General features: G+C 70.0%; 19 protein-coding genes and 1 pseudogene. 6 read left to right on the forward strand and 14 right to left on the reverse strand.

Annotated features, from left to right (window positions below; genetic code table 11):
• Window positions 1–38 precede the first annotated feature (38 nt).
• From fxsT to ACFV6V_RS21985, 5 genes are all read right to left on the reverse strand, one after another.
• On the reverse strand, window positions 39–3,968 hold the full coding sequence (gene fxsT, locus ACFV6V_RS21965) for an FxSxx-COOH system tetratricopeptide repeat protein (RefSeq protein WP_385567519.1): 3,930 nt from the start codon (window positions 3,966–3,968) through the stop codon (window positions 39–41).
• Entirely contained in the window at window positions 3,952–5,340 is a 1,389-nt protein-coding gene (gene fsxC / locus ACFV6V_RS21970; RefSeq protein WP_385567521.1) for an FxsC protein, read from the reverse strand. Before fsxC ends, fxsT begins: the two co-directional genes overlap by 17 nt.
• 75 nt (window positions 5,341–5,415) lie before the next feature.
• On the reverse strand, window positions 5,416–6,195 hold the full coding sequence (locus tag ACFV6V_RS21975; protein ID WP_385567523.1) for an aminoglycoside N(3)-acetyltransferase: 780 nt from the start codon (window positions 6,193–6,195) through the stop codon (window positions 5,416–5,418).
• On the reverse strand, window positions 6,176–8,422 hold the full coding sequence (fxsBH, locus tag ACFV6V_RS21980; RefSeq protein WP_385567526.1) for a radical SAM/SPASM protein FxsBH, inactivated beta-hydroxylase extension form: 2,247 nt from the start codon (window positions 8,420–8,422) through the stop codon (window positions 6,176–6,178). Before fxsBH ends, ACFV6V_RS21975 begins: the two co-directional genes overlap by 20 nt.
• Before the next feature lie 40 nt (window positions 8,423–8,462).
• Window positions 8,463–8,627 carry an FXSXX-COOH protein gene (locus tag ACFV6V_RS21985; RefSeq protein ID WP_385567529.1) on the reverse strand — a complete coding sequence of 55 codons (165 nt, stop codon included), beginning with the start codon at window positions 8,625–8,627 and terminating at the stop codon, window positions 8,463–8,465.
• A 231-nt stretch (window positions 8,628–8,858) separates the two neighbouring features.
• Here ACFV6V_RS21985 and ACFV6V_RS21990 point away from each other — a divergent pair, with 231 nt between their 5' ends.
• Complete coding sequence (locus tag ACFV6V_RS21990; protein WP_385567531.1) at window positions 8,859–9,761, forward strand: DUF4231 domain-containing protein; 903 nt, start codon at window positions 8,859–8,861, stop codon at window positions 9,759–9,761.
• A gap of 23 nt (window positions 9,762–9,784) precedes the next feature.
• On the opposite strand, the gene ACFV6V_RS21995 is transcribed toward ACFV6V_RS21990, so the two are convergent.
• From ACFV6V_RS21995 to ACFV6V_RS22005, 3 genes are all read right to left on the reverse strand, one after another.
• Window positions 9,785–10,264 (reverse strand): hypothetical protein, encoded by a 480-nt coding sequence (locus tag ACFV6V_RS21995; RefSeq protein WP_361287055.1) that lies wholly within the window; start codon window positions 10,262–10,264, stop codon window positions 9,785–9,787.
• Between the two features lie 428 nt (window positions 10,265–10,692).
• Window positions 10,693–11,598: a S1 family peptidase gene (locus tag ACFV6V_RS22000; RefSeq protein WP_385567533.1), complete on the reverse strand. Its 906-nt coding sequence runs from the start codon at window positions 11,596–11,598 to the stop codon at window positions 10,693–10,695.
• Between the two features lie 443 nt (window positions 11,599–12,041).
• A complete protein-coding gene (locus ACFV6V_RS22005; RefSeq protein WP_385567535.1) occupies window positions 12,042–13,274 on the reverse strand; it encodes a DUF5685 family protein in 1,233 nt (410 codons plus the stop codon).
• Window positions 13,275–13,573: 299 nt separating this feature from the next.
• On the opposite strand from ACFV6V_RS22005, the gene ACFV6V_RS22010 reads away from it, so the two are divergent.
• Entirely contained in the window at window positions 13,574–14,008 is a 435-nt protein-coding gene (locus tag ACFV6V_RS22010) for a cell division protein SepF (RefSeq protein ID WP_385567536.1), read from the forward strand.
• A gap of 122 nt (window positions 14,009–14,130) precedes the next feature.
• Here the strand turns inward: ACFV6V_RS22010 and ACFV6V_RS22015 are convergent, their stop codons facing one another.
• Window positions 14,131–15,321 (reverse strand): acyl-CoA dehydrogenase family protein, encoded by a 1,191-nt coding sequence (locus tag ACFV6V_RS22015; protein WP_385567539.1) that lies wholly within the window; start codon window positions 15,319–15,321, stop codon window positions 14,131–14,133.
• An 81-nt stretch (window positions 15,322–15,402) separates the two neighbouring features.
• Entirely contained in the window at window positions 15,403–17,202 is a 1,800-nt protein-coding gene (locus tag ACFV6V_RS22020) for an MFS transporter (protein WP_385567541.1), read from the reverse strand.
• Between the two features lie 479 nt (window positions 17,203–17,681).
• Between ACFV6V_RS22020 and ACFV6V_RS22025 the strand changes: the two genes are divergently transcribed.
• Window positions 17,682–18,737: a phosphatase PAP2 family protein gene (locus ACFV6V_RS22025; protein ID WP_385567544.1), complete on the forward strand. Its 1,056-nt coding sequence runs from the start codon at window positions 17,682–17,684 to the stop codon at window positions 18,735–18,737.
• A 143-nt stretch (window positions 18,738–18,880) separates the two neighbouring features.
• Here the strand turns inward: ACFV6V_RS22025 and ACFV6V_RS22030 are convergent, their stop codons facing one another.
• On the reverse strand, window positions 18,881–19,096 hold the full coding sequence (locus ACFV6V_RS22030; protein ID WP_385567547.1) for an I78 family peptidase inhibitor: 216 nt from the start codon (window positions 19,094–19,096) through the stop codon (window positions 18,881–18,883).
• 494 nt (window positions 19,097–19,590) lie between these two features.
• Here ACFV6V_RS22030 and ctaD point away from each other — a divergent pair, with 494 nt between their 5' ends.
• Entirely contained in the window at window positions 19,591–21,330 is a 1,740-nt protein-coding gene (gene ctaD, locus ACFV6V_RS22035; RefSeq protein ID WP_385567549.1) for a cytochrome c oxidase subunit I, read from the forward strand.
• Here the strand turns inward: ctaD and ACFV6V_RS22040 are convergent.
• The 3 genes and pseudogenes from ACFV6V_RS22040 to ACFV6V_RS22050 form a co-directional block, all read right to left on the reverse strand.
• Window positions 21,293–22,255 (reverse strand): annotated as a pseudogene (locus tag ACFV6V_RS22040) (helix-turn-helix transcriptional regulator); the annotation flags it as partial. The gene ctaD and the pseudogene ACFV6V_RS22040 overlap by 38 nt on opposite strands.
• A 72-nt stretch (window positions 22,256–22,327) precedes the next feature.
• Window positions 22,328–23,173 carry a hypothetical protein gene (locus tag ACFV6V_RS22045; RefSeq protein ID WP_385567552.1) on the reverse strand — a complete coding sequence of 282 codons (846 nt, stop codon included), beginning with the start codon at window positions 23,171–23,173 and terminating at the stop codon, window positions 22,328–22,330.
• Window positions 23,170–24,453, reverse strand: coding sequence for a glycosyltransferase family 4 protein (locus ACFV6V_RS22050; protein WP_385567554.1), 1,284 nt, complete (start codon window positions 24,451–24,453; stop codon window positions 23,170–23,172). Before ACFV6V_RS22050 ends, ACFV6V_RS22045 begins: the two co-directional genes overlap by 4 nt.
• A 277-nt stretch (window positions 24,454–24,730) precedes the next feature.
• Between ACFV6V_RS22050 and ACFV6V_RS22055 the strand changes: the two genes are divergently transcribed.
• Both ACFV6V_RS22055 and ACFV6V_RS22060 read left to right on the forward strand, forming a co-directional pair.
• Window positions 24,731–25,564 carry a hypothetical protein gene (locus ACFV6V_RS22055; RefSeq protein WP_385567557.1) on the forward strand — a complete coding sequence of 278 codons (834 nt, stop codon included), beginning with the start codon at window positions 24,731–24,733 and terminating at the stop codon, window positions 25,562–25,564.
• A 128-nt stretch (window positions 25,565–25,692) separates the two neighbouring features.
• On the forward strand, window positions 25,693–25,989 hold the full coding sequence (locus tag ACFV6V_RS22060) for a hypothetical protein (RefSeq protein WP_361287094.1): 297 nt from the start codon (window positions 25,693–25,695) through the stop codon (window positions 25,987–25,989).
• The last annotated feature ends 135 nt before the right edge of the window (window positions 25,990–26,124 follow it).

The raw sequence follows: 26,124 nt of genomic DNA on the forward strand, positions 1-26,124 counted from the left end.
GGGGGGGGGGCCCGGCCCCCCCCCCCGGCGGCGACGCGTCACACCGCGAGCGGCTCCAGATCCCGGTGGATCCGCCGCTCCTCCCTGGCGATCCGCGTCATGTTGTGATCGTCGCCGAGCAGCCTTCCCAGCTCCTCGACGGTCTCCGCACGCAGCGCCGCCGCCTCGTCCTTGCGGCCGAGTGCGCCGAGTGTCACGGACATGTTGGAGGCGACGGCGAGCGTCTCCGGGTGGTGGACGCCCAGGACCTCGCGGAGCTTGCTCAGCGCACGCCGCTCGGTTTCCAGCGCCTCCTCCAACTCTCCTTGATCAGCCCGGCCGTTGGCAAGGTTGACGGTGCAGAACAGGGTGTGGGGGTGAGCGCTGCCGAGGATGCCGGTCATCCTCCGGACGGTGGGCCGGAGAACTTCCTCCGCGGCCTCGGGATCACCGCAGCCCCACTGGTAGATGCCGAGGTTGTTGATCGCGGCGAGGGTGTAGGGGTGCTTCGCGCCCGGCGCCTCGATGTACTGGTCGACCACCTCCTGTGCCAGGTCCCTGGCCGCGACCGGATCCCCCGCGGCGAACAGGTCGGCCGCCAGGTTCAGATCACAGGCCAGTGAGTCCGGGTGGGCATAGGTGTACTTGGCACGGTAGCGGTTCCGGGTAGCCGTGGTGAGCCGCCGCGCGTCCTCGAGCCGTCCCGCCCTGCGCAGCGACACGGCGAGGCTCTTGGCGGCGGCCAGCGTGCCGGGGAAGGCCCGGCCGAGGGTCTGCTTGTAGCTCTCGTAGGTGCGCGACAGCAGCGTCACCGAGTCCTCGTAGTGCCCGACCTCTCGCAGATCGCGGGCGAGTGAGGTGGCCGAGGAGAGGGTGTACGGGTGCTCGGGGCCGAGCACCTCGGTGCGCCGGTCGAAGACCTCCTGGTCGATCTCCCGGGCGCGGGAGTAGTGGCCGACCATCCGCAGGTTCAGGGCGAGGTTGTTGGCGGCGGCCAGGGTGCGCGGATGGGACTCGTGGAAGATCTGGCTGAAGCCCTCGTGCGCCTCGGTGGCCAACTCCATCGCCTGGCCGTACTCGCCGAGCGCGCCCAGGTCCATCGCGAGCCCGGATGTGGTCATGTACGTGTGCGGATGGGAGGTGCCGAGCACCGCCTTCTGGCGCTCCAGGGTCACCTCGTCCAGCTCCTTGGCGTCCGTGTAGCGCCCCTGGGAACGGAAGATGTTGGAGAGGTGGAAGCGGAGGTACAGATACTGGAGGTCGTCGTTGCCGAGCATCTCCCGCCAGGAGTCCCTCAGGTCCTCGGCGAGCTCTCCCGCGGTCTGCCAGTCACCCCGCTTCCACAGGTAGCGCACCCGGTCGATGAGCAGTCGGCGAGTCTCCGGCTCCTTGCAGTAGCGGGCCTCCGACGTGGCGAGATGCGGCCAGATGGTGCCGAACCGCTGCCAGGTCTCGGGGTTGTCGATCGGCTCGTCGTCGTCGGGACGCGCGCCGGCGAGGATCCGGTGGACGGCGTGGCGCGCGTCCATCTGCTCCTGCTCGCTGAGCTGGGACCTGATCACGGCCTGGACCAGCCGGTGGACCTGGATGGAGTTGGAGACCTGGTCGACCTTGGCCAGGGCGAACCGGCCGATCTCCCGGATGACCCGCCCCAGGACCAGCTTCTCCTGGAGGGAGGCGTCGTAGGGCTTGAGGGCTTCGATCATCTCCTTGCTGTAGAGCAGGTTCGCGGAGATCGGCTCGGGTGCGAAGAAGGCGCAGAGCTGGAGGAGGCGCACCGCGGCGGGCGAGCGTTCCTTGAGCCGCTCGATGGAGACGTTCCAGGTCGCCGCGACCGGCTCGGGGTAGCCCGCGGGCTGGTTGAGCGCGAGGACGCTGGAGGCCTGCTGGCCGAGCCGTTCCAGATACGCGGAGACGGGGGTCGCGGTCTCCGCGATCCAGGCCGCGGCCTGCTCGACGGCGAGCGGCAGATCGCCCACCGCGCTGGCGACCTGGTCGGCGTCCTGTGCGGTGAGTCCGGGGGCGCGGCGCCGGAGGTGCTCGATGGACTCCTCGCGCAGGAACACGTCCACGGGCAGTGCGTCGCCGTACTGGGACCAGGTCTGGTTCCTGGAAGTGACCAGGATGTGTCCCCCGGTCGGGAAGAAGCGCTTGAGCTGTTCGGGGTCGTCCGCGTTGTCGAAGACCAGCAGCCAGCGTGCGGACGGCACACCGCGCCGCAGCAGGTCGACGGCCTCCTGGGAGGCGGCGGCCATGTCCTCGCCGCCCTGGGCACCGAGCCGGACCGCGAGTTCGGCGAGCCCGGCGATGACGTCGTCGACCTGTTCCGACGAGATCCACCACACCAGGTCGTAGTCCGCCATGAAGCGGTGCACGTACTCCAGCGCCACCTGGGTCTTGCCGACGCCGCCGAGTCCGTAGAGGGTCTGCGGCTGCGGGAGCACGACGGCCATTCCGCCACCGAGCTGGTCGCGCATACGTTCGAGCACGACGGAGCGGCCGGTGAATCCGGGATTGCGGGGCGGTGCGTTCCAGATCTTGGGCACGGTGCCGGGGAAGCGCGGGCCGGGCGAGACCCCGTCGGCGAGCTGCACCGGGCGGTCGAGTGCGCGCAGCAGCGCCGTGGTGGCGTGCACCTCGTCGAGCCGGAACAGGTCGACGGGGTTGCGGTCGATGTAGGGGGTGGTCAGGCGTACGTCGCCGACGCGCAGCGGCAGCAGATGGCGCCGTCCGCCGCCCGGATCCTCGGACGCGGCACGTTCCCAGACCGCCATCGCCCGAGCGGACTTGAGGTAGGCGCTGGAGAGCAGCACCACGGTGCGCGCGGCGGTCTCGGCGGCCTGGACGGCGCCGTCCTCCGGGGAGGGTTCGGCGGAGACATCGCGCGGGACCACGCGGAAGCCGGCCCGGGTGAGGACGGACTCGATCCAGTCGGCCCACATCCGGTTCTCCGCCACGTAGCTGAGGAAGAGGTCGGCGGGCAGGGCAGGCCGACGGCGGGTGAAGGCATCCCGGATCCGCAGCCTGACGTCTTCGCCGACCGCGGGCATGGCGGTGATCCGGCCCTCGGTGATCACGGCGGTGAGCCGTTCGAAGGCGGAGAGGAGGGAGTTGGTGAGCCCCGTCTCGTCGCCGAAGGTGGCCAGGGTCTCCTCGTAGGCGTAGTAGGGCCGGTACGGGATCTCCACCGCGCCCCAGTAGGAGGTGAGTTCCTCTCCGGAGAGTCCGGTCGGGAAACGGTCGAACTTCAGCCGGGCGAGGGCCCGTCCGGCGTCCGCCTTCTCCTTCTCGCCCTCGTCGATGCGCATGGGGACGGGGAAGATCCGGATGCCCCGGCCGCCGTAGCGCTCGTCGATCTGGCGGGCAACGGCCGCCGCGCCGTCGATGGACTGGTCGCTGAGGGTGAAGCAGTCGACCAGGATGTCGGGAAGGTGGACGGTGCAGATGTCGGCGATGTCGCTGAGGCCGGTGCGGCTGTCGATCAGGACGTAGTCGTAGTTGGCCTTCATGTCGTCACGCAGGGCGTCGAAGAAGTGCCCGCCGCCGAGGCGGTCGTAGAAGTTGTCCCAGTCGAAGGTGGAGACGGTCGCCGAGTACTCGCGGTTCTGCTTTCCGGCGGAGACGAAGTCGAGTGTGCCGCCGTCGGGGAACTCCCAGCCCAGGCTCTCCGGCGTCAGGGACACGGCGTGCGGCTGGATGCGAGCGTAGTCGCGGTGCCAGTCGTCGGGGCGCTGGACGGGGCTGGTCGCGGCCCAGGCGTACTCGGTGATCAGGTCGATGACACCGGTGGTGGCGCCGAGCGTGGAGGGGTCGAGGAAGGGGTGGAAGAACTTGTGCAGACCGGGGGCCTCCAGGTCCCAGTCCACGGCGAGGACCCTCTTGCCGTTGGCAGCGAGTATCCAGGCCGTGTTGGCCATCGCCATCGTCCTGCCAGTGCCTCCTTTGTAGGAGTAGAAGGTGACGATGCGTCCGTCACGACTGACTGTCATCCGGGTCCTCCGCATCAGGCGCACGGTCGAGCATGTCGGGAATGAACTGCGTGGTGGCGTACTCGGCCGCCATCGGGCCGCGCAGCCGGGGGCGTTCGGTGTGACTGCCGCCGGCGGGTGGATAGACCTGTGCGTGTCTGAGGTACTGCTGGGCGGCCGCCTCCACCACCTGCGGCAGGATCTGGCCGAATGCCTCCATGCTGGGCACCCCCCGGGCGGCGGCGCGGCAGGCGGCCCGGCCCTGGCTGAGTTTGGTGGGCAGCGTGGCCTCCAGTTTGGCGGCCAGCTCGGCCTCGGCGGCCCGGCTCTGGTGGTCGTCGCGGTTCCAGGGGACGACCACACTCACCCAGGGGCGGTGCTCGGCGTCGAAGGCCGCGAGCCGCGCCCGTCTCTCCTCGTCCTCCAGCGCCCAGCGGTCGATGATCAGCAGCTCGGGCTGGGTCGGCGGCTGTTTGGCGTCGAGGGGAGTCGCGTCGTGGTCGAAGGACCCTATGGTGGCCTGGTAGTTGAGGGAGCGGACCAGGTCCTGTGCGACATACGCGAGGGCCCGTGCGGATTCCGGGTGGTAGGGGTTCCAGTCCTGCGGCATGTCGCCGTAGTAGACGGGGTCCCGCCCCTGGGGCACATCGTGCCGGGTGGGTGCGGCGACGGTGACCTTGATGGGACGGGGTCCGGTGCTGCGCGGTTCGGATGGGCGCGGTGTGCCGAAGGCACTCGGAGCCTGCCGGTAGTCGAGCGGCCGGCTGGGACCGACTCCGGCGGTGTCCGCCACACTGACGATGCGTTTGGCGAGCTCGTAGACCGCGCGCTCGTACTCCTCGGCGAATATCCGGAGTTTGATGAGCCCGTAGAGGCCGTCGGTGACATAGCGGTCGCCGAAGGCCCGGTGATTGAACTGCAACCGCTCTGCCGGGCCCGGGAGTTGTTCGGGCGGTATCGGTACCCACAGTGCGGGCACGATGGCCTCGGCGGGCCGGTTGCTCTTGGCCTGATGGTAGATGGCCCGCTGGGCGAAGGCGTACCACTCCTTGCCGCACATCTCACTGGCGAAGTAGCGGGGCGAGAAGAGCGGGACGAAGACACGGCAGGTGGCGAGCACTTCGCCGAGCCGTTCCGACCAGCCTTCGCCCGAGCGTATCTCCCGGTCCATGAAGCCGGCGGGGGCGCCGGCCGGCAGATCGGTCATGGCCATCACATGGCCGCACAGATCACGGAAGAGGCGCTCGACCCACATATCGGGGTCGGGACCCCCGGGTCCGTACCTCGGTGTATGCGCGTAGCTCAAAAAGAAGTACGGCCGATGGTCCGCCGCTCGCTGCTGCGATGACGCGTGCACACGACCCCCGTCCTGGTCCTGTGTGAGCACTCGCACTCTCAGGGCTGATGGAGTGCGAGCGAACTAATCATTCCGGAGCTGACCGTGCTCCATCCCCTCACCGTCAGTCAATCAGCGCCGCTTTTCGGTCATCCACAACGCGGCGTGATCCACGGCTTCCTTGATCGAAAACAATCGAGCGGCCGCTCCTCCCACTTGTCCGTTCTGCACCCGACGCCTGTCGAACGCATTTCCGATGCGCGCGAAATCACTGTCGTCCAGCGAGGCGTCCTTGTATTCCGTCCATTCCGGGGTTCCGTCAGTGCCGCGCACCACACAGCGATAACTCCGCAACGGCGAACCGGTGCGGTACTCCGCCAGATGAAAGGCGGTGCACGCGGAGAAACCCACGTTGATCAACAACACCTGTGCCCGGGCCCGGTACAAGGCGGCCAGGGGGGAATCCTCACCGAAATGCGATTCCAGCGGATGTGCGCTGAGCAGCTCTCCGGCGCGGCTGCCCAGCGCGGCGAAGGAGACCTGGGGATGGGTGCTGCGGACCGCCCCGGGAGTGGTCCTCACGCACTCGGCCAATCGGCCCACACCCGTGCAGGGCGTGGTGGCGGGATCGAAGGCCGGCATCTTTGCCCGGAAGGCCGCCACCTGAGTGGGTGTCATGCCCGCCACCCGGCGCCGATGAGCGGCGGAGGTGTCGGAGTTCTCCGCGGTGAAGGCGGGGACGACGAGAGTGCCGTCCGGGCCCAGCGCCGTCAGCAGCGCGTCACGCACGGCACCGGCCTCCAGCCCGCTGCCGCCGAGTGCGGCATGGACGAGGACCACGTCCCCCGCCCCGATTCCCAACCGCGTGAGGTCGTACGCAAGCCCCACCCGCTCATGCGCGGCACAGGTCACGGTCCACCTCTTCCCTCAGCTCGTCCTCGAGCTGCGTCAGCAGGTGCTTCCCGCTGACGGTCAGTTCGGCGGCGCGCTCCAGGGTGGTGAGCGCCCGCAGTGCCTGCTCGGCGGCGTCCGGGTCGAACGCCGCGAGACCGGCCCGTTCGTGTGCGCCCGCCAGCAGTTCCGACACGGGCACCGGCGCGTCCGTCCACGGCGCCGGGTGGGTCCACCAGCCGTCCTGTGCGTACAGGTCGGTGACTTCGCGCAGGGCCTGGAACCGCGCCCTGCGGTAGCCGCGCAGCAGCGCGACCGCCAGCTCCCGGCTGTCCGCGCGCAGCGGCAGCCCGAGGGCGCCGAGGCCGTGCCGGCCCACCACCGGGCCGTTGCCGCTGAGCCGGGTGAGCGGAGTGAGTGTGGTCAGGCAGGCCGCGGCGGCGTCCGCCTGCCGCGGCACGCGTTCACGGAGCAGGCTCCAGGCAGCCGCCAGCCGGCCGGTCCAGTCGGCGGCCTCACCGAGTCCCAGCCTGGGCTCGACGGGTACACCGAAGCAGTCCCGGTACGGATCGAGGTCATCGATCAGGAGGTCCGGGGCACCGTCCCGGCCGAACCGGCGCACCGGCCGCCAGCCGACGGCGGCTTCGCCCGGGCGCACGATCCGGCGCTCGTCACCGCCGACCCGCACCAGAAAGCCCTTCTCGATGGCGCACACCTGCGCCGTACCGCGCTCTTCGGCCCCGGTCAGCCGGAGTTCGCCGAGAGTGGGCAGATACATGACGCCGTGCTCGTACGGCACCGGGACCGGCAGCTCGGAGCCGCCCCGAACGACAGCCGCAGCGACCGACACCGACAGCCGGGCGGCCGGGGTGGTGACGGCTCCGGGGCGCTCCTGCTCCAGGGCGTCCAGGGCCTCGTGCAGCCAGCTGGCCGTGTACGGGTGGGTCAGCACCTCGTCGAAGCCGAGTCCGTCGCAGTGCTCGACGGCTTCCATGAGTTCCCACGCACGGACCCAGTCCTCACCGCCGCGTCCGGCCAGCGCGTCATGGAGTCCCGCGAGCAGCAGCCAGGTCAGCTCGTACTGCTCGGTGCGGAGCGCCGCGGCCTCCGTCACCGCGGGCGACACGGAGGAGCCGGCGGTGCGCAGCTCGATGCCGCGGATGAGCGCCTCCAGATCGGTGCAGTACACCGAGGTGTTGTCGAAGTCCCCGCCGCTGCGGTAGCGGTGGGTGTAGAGGCCGCCGCCGCAGGAGCGGACGACGGGGCACTGGCGGCAGGTCGCGCTGACACCGGCCAGTTCGAGCTGGCGGGCGCGGATGCCGGGATGGGCCGCCACCTCGTCCAGGGCGTGGTCGAAGACGGTGAATCCGGTGGCCGCAGCACCGTCATAGGCGCTCTTGAGCGAGTCGACCTGCTCCAGCGCGCCGTCGGTCTCCACCACGACGAGGTCGGTGGGCGCGAGACCGAGGGACTCGGTGAGGCTGGAGCCTCCGGAGAGCGTGGAAAGCACCGACTCGAACAGCCGCACAGGGACGGGCCTGCCCTGGCGGTTCCAGCGGTCGAAGACGGTGAGGATCCAGTCGGCGTAGGCGGTCGGCGAACCGTCGGGCCGCGGGGGCGGCTCGTCCCAGGTGGCGTGCGGAAGCAGGAAGTCGATGCGCGGTGGGTCGAGTTCCATGAGCGCGTCGTACACCGCGACCGGGTCGTTGCGCACGTCGATCGTGCAGAGGAGACCGAGGTCGAGGTGGCGGTAGCGCTCCTGGTGGAGCAGCTCCACGGCTCTGAGGACCAGGGGGTGGCTGCTGCGGCCGTCGGCGAAGCGGCGGTGGCGGTCGTTGGCCGTCTTGTCACCGTCGAGGGAGATACCGACCCTGACACCGAACTCGTTGAAGACATCGAGATAGCGGGGGCTGAGCTGGAGTCCGTTGGTATGGATCCTCAGGTCGAGCGCGGCGACGCCGTCGAGGGCGGAGATCAGCTCCTCGCAGATCCGTCGTAGCCGGGCTGGGCCCGCCAGCAGTGGCTCCCCTCCGTGCAGGATCACTGTCACGGAGGGTAGTGCGTGGGTCCTGGCATGCTCGGCCAGTCGCCGAGCTGTCCAGACAATCGCGTCGTCAGAGATTGTCCTAGGGCGTGTGCGCCAGCTCTGATCTGCGTGTTCGTAGATATAGCAGTGGTCACATGCGAGATCGCACCTGCTGTGCACCTTGAGGACGATCTCGCGGAATGGGACCAACGGTCCTGTCATTCCACCAGTCTAGGGTCAGGCCGGGGGCCTGGTGCCCATACTAGAGTGCAGAGTTGAAACTCGGCACCCGATCGGTCCTGCCGACGGAAGCGGGACGCACGCGCCCCAGCTTCCTGACTGCGTCGGCACCGTGCACGTCGATCTCGGTGACGGGCACACGATTCTTCTTCGCTGCGGCGAAGGTGGCTGAGGTCTGGAAGGTCACGACGGCCGTCCTAGGTGATCTTGTGCTAATACAGGGCGCCGCACCGTTGCAGTGTCGGCGGCACGACTTTACTCTCATGGCCACCCGGAGCAACTCGTCACGTGGATCTGCAACAAAAGCGTGGCGCGAGTATTCCCCACTCCGAACGGAACAAGCCATTCCATCGAAAGAGTGAAGCCAAATCCGCCGAGGGGGGTACGTATGGCCGGGGTTCCCGGACATCTCCAAAGCATGGTCTTCCGAAACGCTGATCTGCCGGTTCTCTTCCACCGAACCGATGAAACGGCCATCTCACGCCAGCGTGAAGCCGCCAACGGCACCCGGCTACAGCTGCTGCTCCTGGTCCTGGGCGCCGCCCTGGCCGCGCTCCCATGGCGCGGTGCGATCGGCAGTTCCTTCCAACTCACGGGGCTGCTCAGCGTGTTGGCGTACGCGGGGGTGCTCGTGGTCAGCTTCCGCGGCTCCCGCCAGCGAGCGAAGTCGCAGTGGCAACTCAACCGGTCCGCAGCGGAGTTCATTCGCTCGATGTGCTGGCGGTACGCCGTCCATGGCGCCCCCTTCGACTCCGACTCCCCCGACCCCGACCGGCTGTTCGTGACCCGTCTGGAGGAGGGTCTGGCAGAGCTGAAGAAGGTCGGCTGGGTGGACCCGCGTGAGACCGGGGAAACGGCGACGGGCACGGAACTCATCACCACGCCGATGCGGCTGCTGCGGGAGAAGGTGTTCAGCGTCCGCAAGGAGACCTACGTACGAGACCGCCTGATCGAGCAGCGCAACTGGTACCACCGCCGCATGGAGGTCTCCCGGCGCGCCACCCTGCTGTGGCAGTTGACCATCGGGCTGCTCACCATGCTGGCCCTGGTGTTCGGGACCCTGCGCACTTTCGCGGTCACCGATTCCCCGGAGCCGCTCGGGCTGCTCTCGGCGGCAGCCGCCGCCTGTCTGGCCTGGAGCGAGATCCGCCGGCACCAGCCGCTGATCGCCGCCCACGCGCTGGTGGAGGAGGACCTGGCGGCGATCCATATCGCGATGGAGACCTCGGTGACCGAGCAGCAGTGGCCGTCCGCCGTGTACGAGACCGAGCGGATCGTCTCGCCCCAGCACACTGACTGGCTAGTCCGCCACCGCAGCTGACGGCCCGTCGGCGGGCTGCCCGGTCAGGCGCGCCGCACACCCGGCTGCCAGATGACGGTGACGGGTGTGCCCGTCTGCCGCGCGTACCGCACGATGTCACCTGTCCCACCGAGCCCCCGGGCAGGCAGCCCGTCCCAGACTGCGAGCAGCCGGTCACAGTTGTCGGCGATATACGCCCCCGCGGCGTAGTACGCCTCGTCGGTGGAGTGGTCGAACGCCATCCGCACCTCCTGGCTGGCCAGACCGCGCAGGCTGCGGAACCGGGCAAGCTCGTCCGGTTGGTCGAAGTCGTGCTCGTAGTCGCCGCTCGGAATGACCACGGTGAGCGCCGCGCCGCATTCGAGAGCGATATCGGCGAAGATCTGGTCGGCTCCGGCCGCCAGGCTGGACAGCGCCTCCAGTGAGCCGCTGTGATCGCACAGCAGGGCACGGATGGCGGCGCGGACATGGGACATGGCCTCGGGCGGAATGTTCCGGTGGCCGGTCACTCCGATGCGCTTCACAGATCGAACCCCCCAGAAAGACCCAACGCTGCGCGACCGTTCTGACATCCTCTCAAATACCCGCAAGACGTCGAACCCCTGCCCTCGATTCGGACACGGCGGTACGGCGGGCGGCGTTCGGCGAAGCCACCGGTTTCGACTCCGTCCGCCGGACAGGGCCGCCGGCGAGGGGCAGGAGGTGGGGCGCAGGCGTGGGCGCGTGGCCAGCGGGTCGCGGTCCGGGGGTTCCACCGCGCAGTCACGGTCGTCCCGGTCTGCCTCGGCAGCGCTCGGCCCCGCCGAGCCAGGCTCAGCGGGGCCGAGTGGAACCGCCCTCGAACCATCTGCGGTATCCGCGTCGGGACGGAAGTGTGCCCACAGCGCGAACTGCTGCACGGTGCGGCTGCGTTCCGGCGGAACCGGAAGGGATCAGACGGGATCAGACGGGATCAGTAGACGCTGACGCCGTACGCGCTGAGTGCCTCGGTGACCGGCTGGAAGAAGGTCGTACCGCCGGAGGTGCAGTTGCCACTGCCGCCCGAGGTCAGCCCGATGGCCCGGCTGCCCGAGTAGAGCGAACCACCGCTGTCACCGGGCTCCGCGCAGACGTTCGTACGGATCATGCCGTAGACGATGTCCCCGCCACCGTAGTTGACCGTGGCATTGAGGCCGGTGACGGTGCCGCTGTGGGTGCCGGTGGTGGAGCCGCGGCGGGTCACGGACATACCGACCGTGGCGTTGGCGGCACTGGTGATGTCGACACTGCCGACGGTGCCGGGCTTGGAGATCGAGGTGTTGGTGTAGCGGACGAGGCCGTAGTCGTTGACCGGGAAGCTGGACCCGGCGGTCGGACCGAGGACGGTGGTGCGGGAGGAGTTGGAGTACCAGGTGCCCGCGCCGTCGGTGCAGTGGCCTGCGGTCAGGAAGTACGTGGTGCCCGCGCTGTCACGGACGTTGAAGCCGAGGGAGCAGCGCCAGCTGGAGGTGTAGATGGCGTCGCCGCCCGAGATCAGCTTCCGGAACGTGCCCGGGCTCCGCTCGATGCGAAGAGCGCCCGCGTTGACTCCGGCCGACTGCCGGATCTGGGCGAGCTCAGCCCGGGAGACGGTGGAGTCGGCGGTGACGACCAGGGTGTTGGTCGCGGTGTCGATGTGCCAGGCGGTGCCGGCCACATCGGCTTCCAGCACGGCGTCGCTCGCGGCGGAGAGCTGTGACGCGCTGAACGTGCGGGGTGCCTCGTCGGCGCTGGCGGTGGGGACGGCCAGAGCTGCGGCTGCTACGAGGCCGGTGGTGAGGGCGAGCAGACGGCTACGTCTCGCCACTCCGTTGCGGGGGATGGTGCGCTTGATCCTCACTTGTCGTTCCTCCAGAGGGGAATCGGGGACCCGCCTGTGGGGTGACGGGCCCGTGAGGCGCAGTCAGTGGGGCAGGGGACTCCGGGATTCCAGTTCCACCGTGCCCCTGACAAGCGCTTGCTCGGGAGTATTCGTAGCGTCAACTACCTGCGCAAGGGTGTCTTTCGGTCGCTTGGGCCGGGGCTCCGCCGCGTTGGCCGGGCCACTCGGCAGACCGGGCGGAGAAGCCGGGTTCGCCCGGTCGTCTGCGGTCGCCGGTGCGGAGCCGGCCGGACCGGACGGTCGTTTCCCCCGGTGGGAGGCGCGGACCGCAGGCCGGTGACGACAGCCCGGGTCGGAGCGCCCCTGGTTGCGCGGCAGAAGGGTGTGCCGCCTCGCCATGTCCCGCACGCCCCGATTGCGCCCCGGCCGGAAGTCGACGTTCCGGCGTGGTCGACGTCTCATCAGCCGTCACACGGGCAGCAGCAGTCGCAGCCGTCACAGCTACAGCAGTCACAATCGCGGCAGCAGCCCTCGCGCTTCTTGCGGGACCAGGGCCCCTCGTACTCTTCGGCACAGCACAGCTTGCATGTGCAGCACAGTCCGATGAAGGCGGCGCAACCAGCCCAGAAGCCGCGCGGGGCCGGCCGGTGCGGGCCGCCGCCGAACTGCGGGGGCGGCCCAACGGGACCACCTGGGCCTCCGGGTGCGCCGCGACCGCCGCCGTAAGGGTCATACGAGCCGTACGGGCCGGCCTGCCCGGGTGATCCTCCACCGGGGCCGGAACCGTACGGGTTCCCCTGAGGGGGCATGGAGCCGTGCCCCTGGTGCGAGCAGGCGGCCGACCCGAAGGCCCGGTCCACGGACCGCCTGAGCTCGTGTGCGAGCAGCACGTGCAGCAGCTTGTCGTCGGCGAACTCCGCGTCCCGCAGGGCGAGCCGGATGCCGTGCAGCGCGTCGTCCGCGAGGCGTCGCGCCTCCGCCAGTGAGGTACCGGTCGCCGTGAGCGGGTTCCAGGCGCCCGACAGGGTGTCGGTTTCCCTGTCCTCCACGGCGTCCAGCAGGTGGGCGAGGCGTCCGAAGAGCCCGCCCGCCTCGGCGAGCGGGGCGATGTTCTGCGGGCGGCCCGCCAGTACGGCGGTGTGGGCGAAGGCCGCCGCCGTCGCGGTCTCCGTGGGCTCGGTCACCACCAGCAGCGGGGTGCCAGGTCCCGCGAGCGCCTCGATCCCCGTCTGCCGGTCGACGGCGTCGACCAGCACGGCCGTGTCGAAGCCCAGCTCACGGCCGGTCCGCGCACCTGCCCGAGCCCAGTTCCTGGCGACCTTGCGCGCCGCGGCGGCCACCGGCCTGCGTGCCAGCAGCCCGTCACGGTCGGCGACGTGGTCGCGCACCTTCGCCGATGCGAGCACGAGCGATACGGCGGCGGCCAGCCTCGCGCCCTCGCCCTGGGCGACGGGCGCCGTACGCATGGCACGCAGCGGACAGGGGCCGGCCTTTCTCCGGAGCGGCCCTGCGGGACGCGCGGTCTGAGCCTCCGTCAGAACCGAGACGATGAGGCCGTCGTAGTTGGTGACGACCCTCGCGAACTGGCCGTGGTCCGAGCGAAGTGCCAGGCAGAGCCCGCAGAGATGGGCCATCCACTCGGTCTTGAGGCCGTCGGTCAGCCGGTGGGTGCAGGGCCTGACGATTCCGAACACGACATGTCCCCCGGGAAGCTGTTCGAGTGCGCGGGCCGCATCGTACCCGCCGGGCCTCTTAGGCCATACGCGCCGGACGTCACCCATCCGGCACGACTTTCATATTTTGCTTCGATATGAGGCTCCTGAAGCTCCCTCAGGGCCCCTATTCAGGAACAATGTTGACGAAACGCCATAACTTCTGCACCAGTACCGTCACGAAACCCTCGCGCGGCGACTATCCCCTTGGCGCGCGATCCGCGTCATGGACGACCATAGGGGTGCGGAACCTCAAGTGACCGCGGTGAAAGGAGGCGTCCATGGCATCGGTACGCAAGGCGAGCGCATGGCTGGGGCTTGTCGAGGACAACGACGAGCGGTACTACGACGACGAGTACACCGAGGGTACGGGAGCGGCCGAGCAGTGGGTCACCGACCCGCGGGTTCGCGTGGCCTCAGAGACGGCTCAGGAGCAGGGTCGCCGGATCGCCACCATCTCCCCGGACAGCTTCCGTGATGCGCGCATGATCGGCGAGCACTTCCGTGAGGGCGTCCCGGTCATCGTCAACCTGACCGCCATGGAGCCCTCCGACGCCAAGCGCGTCGTCGACTTCGCGGCCGGGCTGACCTTCGGGCTTCGGGGATCGATCGAGCGTGTGGCGACCCGGGTCTTCCTGCTGACCCCCGCCGACACGGAGATCGTCACCGGAGAGCCCACCGGCCTGACCGGTGACGGCTTCTTCAACCAGAGCTGAGGCCGGGACATGCCTCCCGGCCTCGCCCCCCGGCCCGCGGCGGGGACGCCGTACCGCGCGGCGTCCCCCGGCAGACGCGGAAGCCGGACCGAGGAAGGCGCTCGCCGGTCCGGGCCTCCGGCCTAGCGGAAGGCATCCTGACCGGTGAGCGCCTTGCCGAGCACGAGCTGGTGCATCTCGACGGTCCCCTCGTAGGTGAGCACCGACTCGAGATTGGTCGCGTGGCGCATCACGGGGTACTCGAGCGAGATCCCGTTGGCACCGAGGATGGTGCGTGAGGTGCGGCAGATCTCGATCGCTTCCCGCACGTTGTTGAGCTTCCCGAAGCTGACCTGCTCCGGACGGAGCTTCCCGGCGTCCATCCGCCGCCCGAGGTGCAGGGCGAGCAGGATCCCCTTGTGTAGTTCGAGCGCCATGTCGGCGAGTTTGGCCTGGGTGAGCTGGAAGCCCCCGATGGGCCTGCCGAACTGCTCGCGCGTCTTCGCGTAGTCGAGTGCGGACTCGAAGCTGGAACGGGCCGCCCCCATCGCACCCCACACGATGCCGTAACGCGCGTGGGACAGACAGCCCAGTGGGCCCTTGAGACCGGTGACGCCCGGCAGCACGGCGTCGGCCGGCAGCCGTACCTCGTCCATGACGAGTTCACTGGTGACGGAGGCACGCAGGGACCACTTGTGGGTGATCTCGGGGGCCGAGAAGCCCGGGCTGTCGGTCGGCACGACGAAGCCGCGAATGCCCTCGTCGGTCTGCGCCCAGACGACCGCGACCCCGGCGACGGAACCATTGGTGATCCACATCTTGCGGCCCGTCAGCACCCAGTCCCCGCCGTCGCGCTTGGCGTAGGTGCGCATCGCGGCCGGGTCGGAGCCGACGTCCGGCTCGGTCAGACCGAAGCAGCCGATGGTGCTGCCCTCGGCCATCGAGGGCAGCCAGCGCTGCTTCTGCTCCTCCGAGCCGTACTTCCAGATCGCGTACATCGCGAGCGAGCCCTGGACCGACACCAGCGAACGGATGCCCGAGTCGGCCGCCTCCAGCTCGAGGCAGGCCAGTCCGTACTGGACGGCCGTGGCACCGGCGCAGCCGTAACCGGTCAGCGACATCCCGAGGGCGCCGATCGAACCCAGTTCACGGGCGAGCTCGCGGATGCCGGGGAGCTCACCGCGCTCGTACCAGTCGGCGATGTACGGCAGCACGCGGTCGGCGGCCCAGGAGCGGACCGTGTCGCGGACCGCGAGGTCCTCCGGCTCCAGGAGGTCGTCGATGCCGAGGGGGTCGGCTGGGTCAAAGGGGGGCAGCTTCGAGGATGCGGTCATCAGGGGTGCCTCCGGCGGCCGGCACTGGCGCTGTGCGCGAACCTAACAGTGTTAGTTAACGATCAGCGCTGACGTTACGGCTCAGTGTGCCGTGCGTCCAGAGCGGGCCGCGCCCGCCGCCTCCGCGGGTTTGCGGTATGCCGGAGCCGTGGTGGCGGACCGCAGATGGTCGCAGGGACCGAGCAAGGCCTGACCGGACAGCTCGGGCGCGTGCGGCTCTGCCTGGGTGCCGGACGTGGTGTCTCGCGTGGGGTCGGGCTGAGCGGCGGGCGCCTCGGACCTGGTACCCGATGCCGCACCGGCCTGGGCGATCACGGTGGCTTCGGTGGTGTCCTCGACCCCGTCGGGGCACTCCATCGCCCTCGGCAGCCGCAGCGCCGCCAGCGCCCCGAGCAGCAGCAGACCGGCACTGACCACGAGCGTGACATGCAGGCCGTGCACGAAGGCCGACTGCGCAGCGATCCGCAGCGCGTCGCCGGCCGGGCCGCCCAGGGCGTCGGCGATCTGGTAGGCCTCACCGAGCGAGTTGGTCGCGGCCTCGCGCGCGGTGCCCGGCACGCCCGACGCACCGGTCAGCCCGGGTGCGTACGCGGCGTTCATGACGCTGCCGAGCAGCGCGATGCCCATTCCGGCACCGAGCTGGTAAGAGGTCTCGCCGATGGCGGCGGCCCCGCCCGCCTGCGCCGCGGGAGCCTCGCTGAGCATCGACTCGTACGCGCCGAACAGCGTGGTCTGGAGCCCGAAGCCGAGCAGCACGAACCCGGCGGTGAGCAGCAGCGGCCGGTCGTCGTGCCCCATCAGCGTGAGCAGCAGCACCGCCGCCGCGGTCAGCACGAAGCCCCAGCCGACCATCCGCCGCGGTCCGACACGGCGCAGGGTGTACGAGCCGGTCGCACCGGCCGCCATGGCCGCGAAGGTGAGCGGCAGGAGCCGCAGGCCCGTCTCGAGGGGGCTGAGCCCCAGCACGAGCTGGAGGTACTGGACGGCGATCAGCTCCAGGCCGACCAGCGCCAGCATGGCCAGCACGATGCAGCCGACCGAGGTGGAGAAGGTGGCCCGGGCGAACATCCGCATGTCGATGAGGGGATGGTCGCGGCGCCGCTGACGACGTACGAAGAAGGCGAGGAGCAGCACCCCGGCGAGCAGTGGACCGGAGGTGAGGATGTCGAGCGGGCCGTGGCCGACACCGAGCCGCTTCACGCCGAGGACGAGCGTGAGCACACCGGAGGCGGCCATCAGCGCGCCGATGACATCCCAGGGGCCGCTGCCGCTTCCCTTGGACTCGGGCAGCAGCCAGCGGCCGACCGGAAGGATCAGCGCCATCAGCGGGATGTTGATCAGGAAGACCGAACCCCACCAGAAGTGCTGGACGAGGAAGCCACCGAGCACCGGTCCGGTGGCGGCGCCGACTGCGGCGACCGCCGTCCAGATGCCGATGGCGGTGGCACGCTCGCGCCGGTCCGGGAAGACGGCACGGAGGATCGAGAGGGTCGCGGGCATGATCATCGCGCCGCCCACGCCGAGCAGGGCGCGGGCGCCGATGAGCACCTCGGGGGTGGTGGCCAGCGCGGCGACGGCGGAGGCCACGCCGAAGAGCGCGTAGCCGAGCAGGAGTATGCGCCGTCGGCCGACGCGGTCGCCCAGGGTGCCGAAGAGGATCAGCAGCGAGGCGCACACCAGCGGGTAGGCGTCGACGATCCAGAGGAGCTCGACCCCGCTCGGGCGGAGGTCCTCGGTTACGGCGGGCACCGCGACGTGCAGCACGGTCGCGTCGAGCGCGACCAGCAGCAGGCTGACGCAGAGGACGAGCAGAACGACCCAGCGGTTGGCACCGCCGCCGGCGGCACGCAAGCGCGCTCCGGTCGTGGTCGTCCCGAACATGTACGTACCTCCTGGTGTCTCTCGCGTCGGTGGGCGGTCCGGGGCGGAGCCCTGGGTGGGTGGCCCGGCATCGAGGGCGAGTGATCAGTCAATGTACGCGAGTCGGAGCCGCTGACGCGTGGTCCACCTCTCACCTCGACGAGCCCCGCGGTGTGGCGTACGCCACGCCCGCGGTGCCGGCGAGGTGGCACTGGCCACGCTCCGAGCGGCCCCGGAATTCCGCGTGGACATGGCGCGTGAACTGCTTGGTCCGCTGCTCCCGGGGACTTCCCGGCGTACAAACACACCGCTCCGAGAAGGGCATCCGGCGAATTCGAACGGCCACCGTGGGCCTTTCTTCGGCGCTGCCCGGACTTACCCGGCTTTTCCCCGGGCGCACCGGAAAGAATGTCCGACTGAGACCGACTCCACATCACATCGTCATCACGAAGGGCCGGGATCGGCCAGACCGCACACTCACTCCCTGTAACGTCGATTGGGTGCGTACCGACATCTTTGCCCGTCTGGACCGGGAGCCGGAGCCGCCGAAGATAGAGATCCCGCGGATGAGCCGCACCCGTCTCGCCCTTCTCGGCGGGACCGCGGCGTTCTATGCCGCGATCGTCGTGGCCGTGCTCGTCTCGTCCTGGCTGGTGATCCTCGACTGGAAGGTCATGCTCTTCCGGCCGTATCAGCAGTGGCCGGAGCTGCACGCGTTTCTGGACTACTTCGTCGTGCTCGGCCAGCGCGGCCCGACCGCCGTGATGGTGGCGGCCTGGCTGGGCTGGCGCTCCTGGCGGCAGCACACCCTGCGACCGCTTCTCTCCCTGGGTGCCGCACTGCTGCTGCTGAACGCGACGGTCGGCGCGGTCAAGCTCGGCCTCGGGCGGCTCGGGCCGCACTACGCGACGCAGATCGGCTCGGCCGAGATGTTCGCGGGCGGAGATATATTCCCTTCGGGCCACACCGCCAATGCCGTCGTGACCTGGGGAATCCTGGCCTATATGGCCACCACTCCGCGGGCCAGGCGCTATCTGTCGGCGCTGTCCGCCGTGGTGGCGCTCGGGGTCGGACTGACCACGGTCTATCTCGGTACGCACTGGCTGAGCGATGTGCTGCTCGGCTGGGCGGCGGGACTGCTCGTGCTGCTGGCACTGCCCTGGTGCGAGCCGCTGATCGGGCGGGCGGAGGACGCCATCCTGTCGATGCGCGACCGGCTGCGCGAACACCGGCTGCCGGTGCCCTCGTTCCCGGTCGTGTCGGGCGGTCCGCGTCCGGCGTTGTTCGCGCAGCGGGCGCCGTCGGAGGACGCCGAGCCGGTGCGCAGGCCGGTGGGCGCGGGCGGCGGTGGAGGAAGGGTGGCCGCGTCCGGCACGGCCGTGTCCGGGGCCACCGCCCAGCTCACCCAGGCGCGCCCGTACGCCGTTGCGCGCTCGGGGTACGGCGCGCACTCCCCGCATGGCTCCCATGCTCCGCACACCTCGCACGGCAACCCGGTGGCATCGTCGGCCGGCGGCCGGCGTGCGCCCCGGTCGCGCCCGGCCACGGGCGGCTGAGGCCGGGGCTGACGGCACGCGAGCGCGGATGGCGCGCGGCCGATGCCCCCGGTCTCCCCCGCTGAACGCTGAACGTCGTGAGGCTCCGAGCACGCCGCTCGGAGCCCCACGGCGTTCAGCGTTCACCAGGTCCACGGCCGCTGTCAGCCCTTCCAGCAGCGGCGCACCCTGCCGTCGTCCACCTCGAAGTTCAGCCGGCCCGCGAGGTACTCCATGGTGATGATGGCCCCCGGCGACAGCGATCTGACGGTGGTCCAACCCTGGCGGCGGGCGCGCCGCTCCGCGGTGTCGGCGTCAAGGCCCACGTAGTCGTCGGGGGCGTCCTGTGGCTCTGCGGGAGGAGTCGGTATCGGTGCCATGGAACCTCACCGTAGGTGGCGGCGAACGGTAACGAAAGTCCCGCCGGTGCCAGGGATCCGTTGATCCATCAACGTCCCTCGTACCTCACCGGTCACACTTGTGTCACAGGATCACGACACACGTTTGACAGCGAAACGTTCATTCATACCGTCACGCAGAGCAATTCGCGCGGGAATTGATCGGGTCCGTATCAAGCTCCCGTCAGTTCCCTTCTGCTCTTCTGCGGGTCCCCTCCGCGCTACGTCCGAGTTTTTTCGGATTTTCACGGAACCCAAATGCCTGGATCGCCGCGGAATTCCGCCCCGGAACGCCCGTTCGCCCACCGGCCGGAGGAGGGGAATTCATCATTCCTTACGCACTCCCTACTTCCGGACGAAACGGGGCCCGTCACCCGTACGCGTATCACCCGTGTCCCGGTTCGTGTCGCGCCGTCCCGCGTGGCCTTCGTGCCTAGTGTGGCTCCAGCCCGAGACGGAATCCCGAGGGGGCAGCGATGGGGACGGACACCGCGGGGACGGCCCCGGACACTCCCGCCGCCACCGCTCCCCCACCCGTACGACGGCAGCGCCGGGGCCGGGTGGTCGTGGACTGGCTCACCACCACCGACCACAAGAAGATCGGCCATCTCTATCTGATCACGTCGTTCGGCTTCTTCCTGATCGCGGGGCTGCTGGCGATGCTGATGCGGGCCGAGCTCGCCCGGCCCGGGCTCCAGCTGCTGACCAACCAGGAGTTCAACCAGGCCTTCACCCTGCACGGCACCATCATGCTGCTGCTCTTCGCGACACCGACCTTCGCGGGCTTCGCCAACGAGCTGGTGCCGCTCCAGATCGGCGCGCCGGATGTGGCCTTCCCCCGGCTGAACATGTTCTCGTACTGGCTGTTCCTCTTCGGCGGCCTGATGGTGCTCGGCTCGCTGGTGGTGCCCACGGGCCCCGCGGCCTTCGGCTGGACCGCCTACGCCCCGCTGAACAGTCTGGAGCGTTCCCCCGGTGTCGGAATCGACCTCTGGATCATGGGGCTCGCACTCTCCGGCTTCGGCACGATCCTCACCTCGGTGAACTTCCTGGCGACGATCATCGGTATGCGGGCGCCGGGGATGACGATGTTCCGGATGCCGGTCTTCACCTGGAACATCCTCTTCACCACGGTCCTGGTCCTGGCGGCGTTCCCGGTGTTGGCGGCGGCACTGCTGGTGCTGGAGTCCGACCGCAGGTTCGGCTCGGTGGTGTTCGAGTCCGAGAACGGCGGAGCGCTGCTGTGGCAGCACCTCTTCTGGTTCTTCGGACATCCCGAGGTCTACATCATCGCCCTGCCGTTCTTCGGCATCATCACGGAGATCATCCCGGTCTTCTCCCGGAAGCCGATCTTCGGGTACGCGACCCTCGTGGGCGCCACGATGGCCATCACGGGGCTGTCCGTGGTCGTCTGGGCGCACCACATGTTCGCCACAGGTGCGGTGCTGCTGCCGTTCTTCTCCCTGCTGTCCTTCCTGATCGCCGTGCCCACCGGGGTGAAGTTCTTCAACTGGAGCGGCACGATGCTCGGGGGCTCGCTGTCGTTCGAGACACCGATGCTGTGGGCGGTGGGCTTCCTGGTGTCGTTCCTGCTGGGCGGGCTGACGGGGGTCATCCTGGCCTCACCGCCGATGGACTTCCACGTCACCGACTCGTACTTCGTCGTCGCCCACTTCCACTACACGGTCTTCGGCACGGTCACCTTCGCCACCTTCGCGGGGTTCTACTTCTGGTGGCCCAAGTTCACCGGCAGGCTGCTGGACGAACGGCTCGGCAAGGTCCATTTCTGGACCCTCTTCATCGGCTTCCAGACCACGTTCCTGGTGCAGCACTGGCTGGGCGCCGAGGGGATGCCGCGGCGCTACGCGGACTATCTGGCGGCCGACGGCTTCACCACGCTCAACACGGTCTCGACCATCGGGGCGTTCCTGCTCGGCTGCTCCACGCTGCCGTTCCTCTACAACGTCTGGAAGACGGCGAGGTACGCGCCGAAGGTGACGGTCGACGACCCCTGGGGGTTCGGGAGGTCGCTGGAGTGGGCGACCTCCTGCCCGCCGCCCCGGCACAACTTCGTGTCGCTTCCCCGGATCCGTTCCGAGGCCCCGGCGTTCGATCTGCACCACCCGGAGTTCGCGGCGCTGCGCCCGGCCGTGCCGGAGTCCCCGCACGACGATGTCAGCCGGGGTCTCCCAGGGCCCGGGACAGCCGGTCCCTGACCGCCCTGATGTGCGCGGTCAGTTCCACCGGCTCGACCACCTCGAAGTCGAAGCCCATCAGCACCACATGGATGACCATCACATCAAGACCGACCGCCCCCGTGTGCAGCAGACAGCTGTCCGGGCCCTCCGCTTCCAGCACTCCGTCCGACGGTGAGACGACCTCGCCCGCCCGCTGCACCGGCGCCCGCAGTCTGATCACCGCCTTCGCGGCGTACGCGGCCGTGGACACCCCCTTGGAGACATAGGCCGCGAGGTCATCGGCCGGTGGGGTGCGCGGGGTGAAGCGCGGACCGTGCGGAGGCCTGGGGGTGATCCGGTCGACCCGGAACGTACGCCAGTCGGCCCGGTCCACATCCCATGCGACGAGGTACCAGCGCCGTTCACTGCACACCAGCCGGTACGGCTCCACCGTGCGGCGGGTCGACCGGCCGCTGTGGTCCTCGTACGCGAACCGCAGCCGTTCCCCGTCCCGGCAGACCCCCGCCAGCTCCGACAGGACCGCCGGGTCGACCTGGTTCCGTGGCGCTCTCAGCATGGGAACGGTGAACGCGTTCAGGGCGCTGATCCGCCGCCGCAGCCGGTTCGGCAGCACCTGCTCCAGCTTGGCCAGGGCGCGTACGGAGCTCTCGCCGATGCCCTCGACGCCCTGACCCGCCGCGGTGCGCAGACCGACCGCGACGGCCACGGCCTCGTCGTCGTCGAGCAGCAGCGGAGGCATCTGGGCGCCGGCGCCGAGTTGATAGCCGCCGCCCGTGCCGGGGCTGGCGTTGACGGGGTAGCCGAGCTCGCGCAGGCGGTCGACGTCCCGCCGCACGGTGCGCGGGGTGACACCCAGCCGCCGGGCGAGCTCGGACCCCGACCATTCGCGGTGAGCCTGCAACAGGGAGAGCAGACGCAGCAGTCGCGCCGAGGTTTCCAGCATGGGGCGAGTCTGGCAGCTCTTGCGGACAGGTCGAGTCCGCAAGGGCCATCGGGACCGGTCCCCGCACGGCTGCTACGCGGGCGTCAGCTGAACGCAGAGGTCGTTGGCGGCGGTGTAGCAGGGTGCGGCGCGATATCCCGCGGCCTCGTGCGCCGGATAGACGAAGACGTCCTTGCGGTCCCATACGTCATCGAGGAGACGGGAGATCCGCACCGCAGCGGCGCCCTCGGCCTCCGCTGCGGGGCACAGCCACAGCGTCCACAGCTGCTGTTTGCCGACCGGCGCGGCCGGGTCCTCGACCAGCGCCGAGTACGGCACGGTGAAGCTGAAGCGCTCGCCCTGCCCCGTCGCCGCGAACCGGTGGACCCTGTCCCCGAGCCGCGCTTCCACGCTCGCGCCCCCGCCGTTCCGCGCCCCGTACAGGACGCACTCGACGGTGAAGGCGCCCGGCTCCACGGCGATGTCCCCCGCCTCCGCGTGCGGGTCGCGCTCCCAGGAACGCACCGCGAGCCGGCCGTCCGCCGTCGGATGGGGCAGCCGCACGGTGACCCGGCCGGTTTGCGGTACCCGGTCGATCAGTGCCCGGAGGTCACGGATCCCGGCCTCGACGGCGGTGCCGTCGCCCAGGTAGGCGTCCCAGTGCCCCTCCGCCAGCTCGACGGTGGCGGACAGCACCGCGTGCACCCGGTCGTCTCCCCCGGCGATGAGCGGCAGCCGCACGGTGTCGTCGGGGCCGCTGCCCGCGCCGCGCCGCCGCAGTACCAGGGCTTCGCCGTCGGCCGCGCTTCCCACCCAGGTGAAGGTGACCGCACCCGCGGAGTCGGCGACGCAGTCGGCGCGCGGCGCACACCGCTCGCCCCCGGCGGGCGTACTCGTGAACGCAGACGTGGATGCGGTGGACGCAGACGACGCGGTCATGCCTTCCTGCCCTTCCGGATCATGTCGGCGGCTTTGTAGCGCAGTGCGTAGCCCGCGTCGAGCACGGCGCCCCTCGACCGGTGCACGCTGTCCCGCAGGGCTCCGCGGTGCCGGCATGCACCGCCTCTCGTGGTGAGTTCGGTGAAGAGCGCCTCATGGCGCTCGGCGATATGTGCCGGGTCGAAGCGCTCGGCCGCCTTGAGTGCGGCGGCGCCGGTACGCCGCCGCAGTTCGTCGTCGCCGATCAGGCCCAGCAGGGCTTCGGCGACCGCGTCCGCGTCGCCGACCGGGACCAGCCGTCCGTCGACCCCGTCCTCGATGATCTCGCCCGGACCGTGTGGGCAGTCGGTGGAGACCACCGGGAGCCCGCAGCGCATCGCCTCGACGATGGTCATCCCGAAGGACTCGATGTTCGAGGTGACGGCGGCGATCGAGCCCTTGGCCCACTCCGGTTCCAGCGGATTGGCGGGCCCCATCAGGTAGACGTGGTTGTGCAGCCCACGCTGCTCGATCAGGGACCGCAGGGCGGCACGCTCGTTGCCGGTCGCGTCGCCGGTGCCGTAGATCCGCAGCCGCCAGTCGGGCCTGGCGGCGACGACCTTGGCGAAGGCCTTGACCAGCAGGTCGTAGCGCTTGACCTTGGTGAGCCGGCCGGCCGCGATCACCCACTTGGCCGCCGGGTCGGCGGGCGCCACATGTGGTGCCGGCACGCTGTTGGGCACCGACGCGATCCGCACTCCCGGCAGCTTCAGACGGGTGCGGTAGGCCACGGCGTCCGCCTCGGTGACCGTGGTGACCGCGTCCAGCAGGGCGTACCGGTGGGCGATCTCGCGGCGCAGCCGGTAACCGTGGCTGTCCAGAGTCAGATGCTCCTGGCCGACCCGGACCGGACCACGGCGGGCCTGGCGGGCGATGTGGACGTTCAGCCCTGGGCGGGTGCCGACGACCACATCGGCGTCCAGTGACTTCAGATGGGCGGCGATACGGGTGTCCGTGAGGCGGCTGTACTGCTTCCAGCGGCCGTCGCCCCGCGGGAACACCTTCGCGGGCCGTGCGTAGTCGGAATGACCCGCGTCGTAGCCGGGACTGCCCTTGCGCAGGTCCACGAGCTGACGCATGACGACACCTGAGGGGGCGCCCAGCATGGGCGTCTCCCGATGCCGGAACACGGAGACGATCTCGACGTCATGACGCTCCGCCAGTACCTGAGCGAGGTTGAACGTCGTGCGGATCGTGCCTCCGATGCCGTACGCGTTGTGAAGCAGAAAGGAAATATGCATGCGCTGGTGCGCCCCCGTTTTTCCCCCGGTTCGTGATGGTCGGCAAACGACTCTACTGGGCGCATCGCGCCAATCGGTGCGCGCCATGACACAGGTTGACGCCGCGTCGAAAACAGGGGTCGCATGCCCGGCAGCCCGCCATTGCTGATCTGTCGACTTGGCGATGTGTCGTCATACTCCTGCCCGGCGCGTGACTCCTTCCGCCGCTCACCCGTTGTTCCGTCATGAGCCGGGAACGCCCCGGCTCCCAGCCAGCACCGAGTCCGAGGAGCCACCCGTGCCGCGCATGCTCGACGTCAGCGAGGACGTACGCGCCGAGATCGGCGACGAAGAAGCCGACCGGCTGCTCGCCGGCGAGAACGCCCCGGGCAGCTACGACTGCACCTCCTGCCGCACCCCGGGCGATTCCGAGCAGGAACGCACCAGCACCGTGCTGTTCGTCGGCGAGGAGACCGCGGTCCTCGCCTTCGCCCACGCCAGCTGCATTCCTTCCCAGGTCGTCCAGGTCTCGGAGGAGCAGCTCAAGGGCGCCGTCCGGTCGATCACCGGTGAGGCCCCGGCGCAGACCGCCGCAGCACCCGTCGCGCACGGCTACCCGGCCGCACACCCGGGTCCCGTCGCGCAGTCAACCGCCCCCGAGCCCGCCGTGCTCGGTGTCACCAGCGGGCTTGTGCTGATCGGCGAGGAGCTGCACCCCGCGCTCGTCGTCGAGCCCACGGGGCCGATCGCCCGCCCCGGCATGGTGGGCGGCGGGGACGACTTCCTGCCGCTGCTGATCGAGCAGGGCTTCCTTCCGGTGTCCGCGGTCAACGAGGTGCCGCCGACGCTGCACGGCTGGTCCGTGCTGCTCGCCATGGGCCAGCTGCACGCCGTGCTCCAGCCGGGCAACCCTGGTGGCGGACAGATCGCCTGGTGGCAGGCCCACCAGCCGCTCCAGGTGACCGACGGCTGGCGGGTCGCGGCCAACAAGTCCCACCGGGTGCTGGTCTTCGCCGCTCCGGTCGGCTCCATCGGCCAGCAGCCGCGCGAGGACCTGCTGCGCGAGGCCCTGGACAAGGCGGCGGCGAACGGTCGGCTGGTCGCTGCCGCCATGCCGCTGGCGGGCACCTGACCACGCCGGGGCCCGGGCACGGCCCGGGCCGTCCGGAGACGCTCCCCGTGCGCCCCGCATACCCCGGCCGAACAGCCATTTCCCAGCAGGGGCCGCATCCGACCGGCACGAAGGTCGTTGGCTCATACGTGCAGACATACGACCCCGCCCGAGAGCCCTATCCCAGCCAGTCCCCCGAGGGCACGCCGATCTATGACGCCCTGTACTCCGAGTACCGGCGGTCGTTCCGGGCACTGCCCGGAGACCGGAGCGGCGAGGAGGACTTCGGCTTCAAGGCCTTCGGCACCGGCCAGAGCAGTGGCCACACCGGATTCGGCTCGGGATTCAGCGGGGACCTGAGCGTCTGGCAGGCAGGGGTGCGACGGCGCACCGGGCAGCACCGCGCACCGGCGGCGCTGCCCCCCGCACCCCGAAGAGGGCTGTGAGGCAGGCGGGCTGACAGGAACAGGAAGTGGCCGGGGGGGGGGGGGCGCCCCCCCCCCCACGGCGGGGGGGCCCCCCGCCCGGGGGGGAAGTAATAATTAGCCCCCGCAGGCGGGCCCCCCCCCCCAAAAGGGTGA

The organism is Streptomyces sp. NPDC059828, assembly GCF_042731955.1.
In the GTDB taxonomy this organism is placed as follows: domain Bacteria; phylum Actinomycetota; class Actinomycetes; order Streptomycetales; family Streptomycetaceae; genus Streptomyces.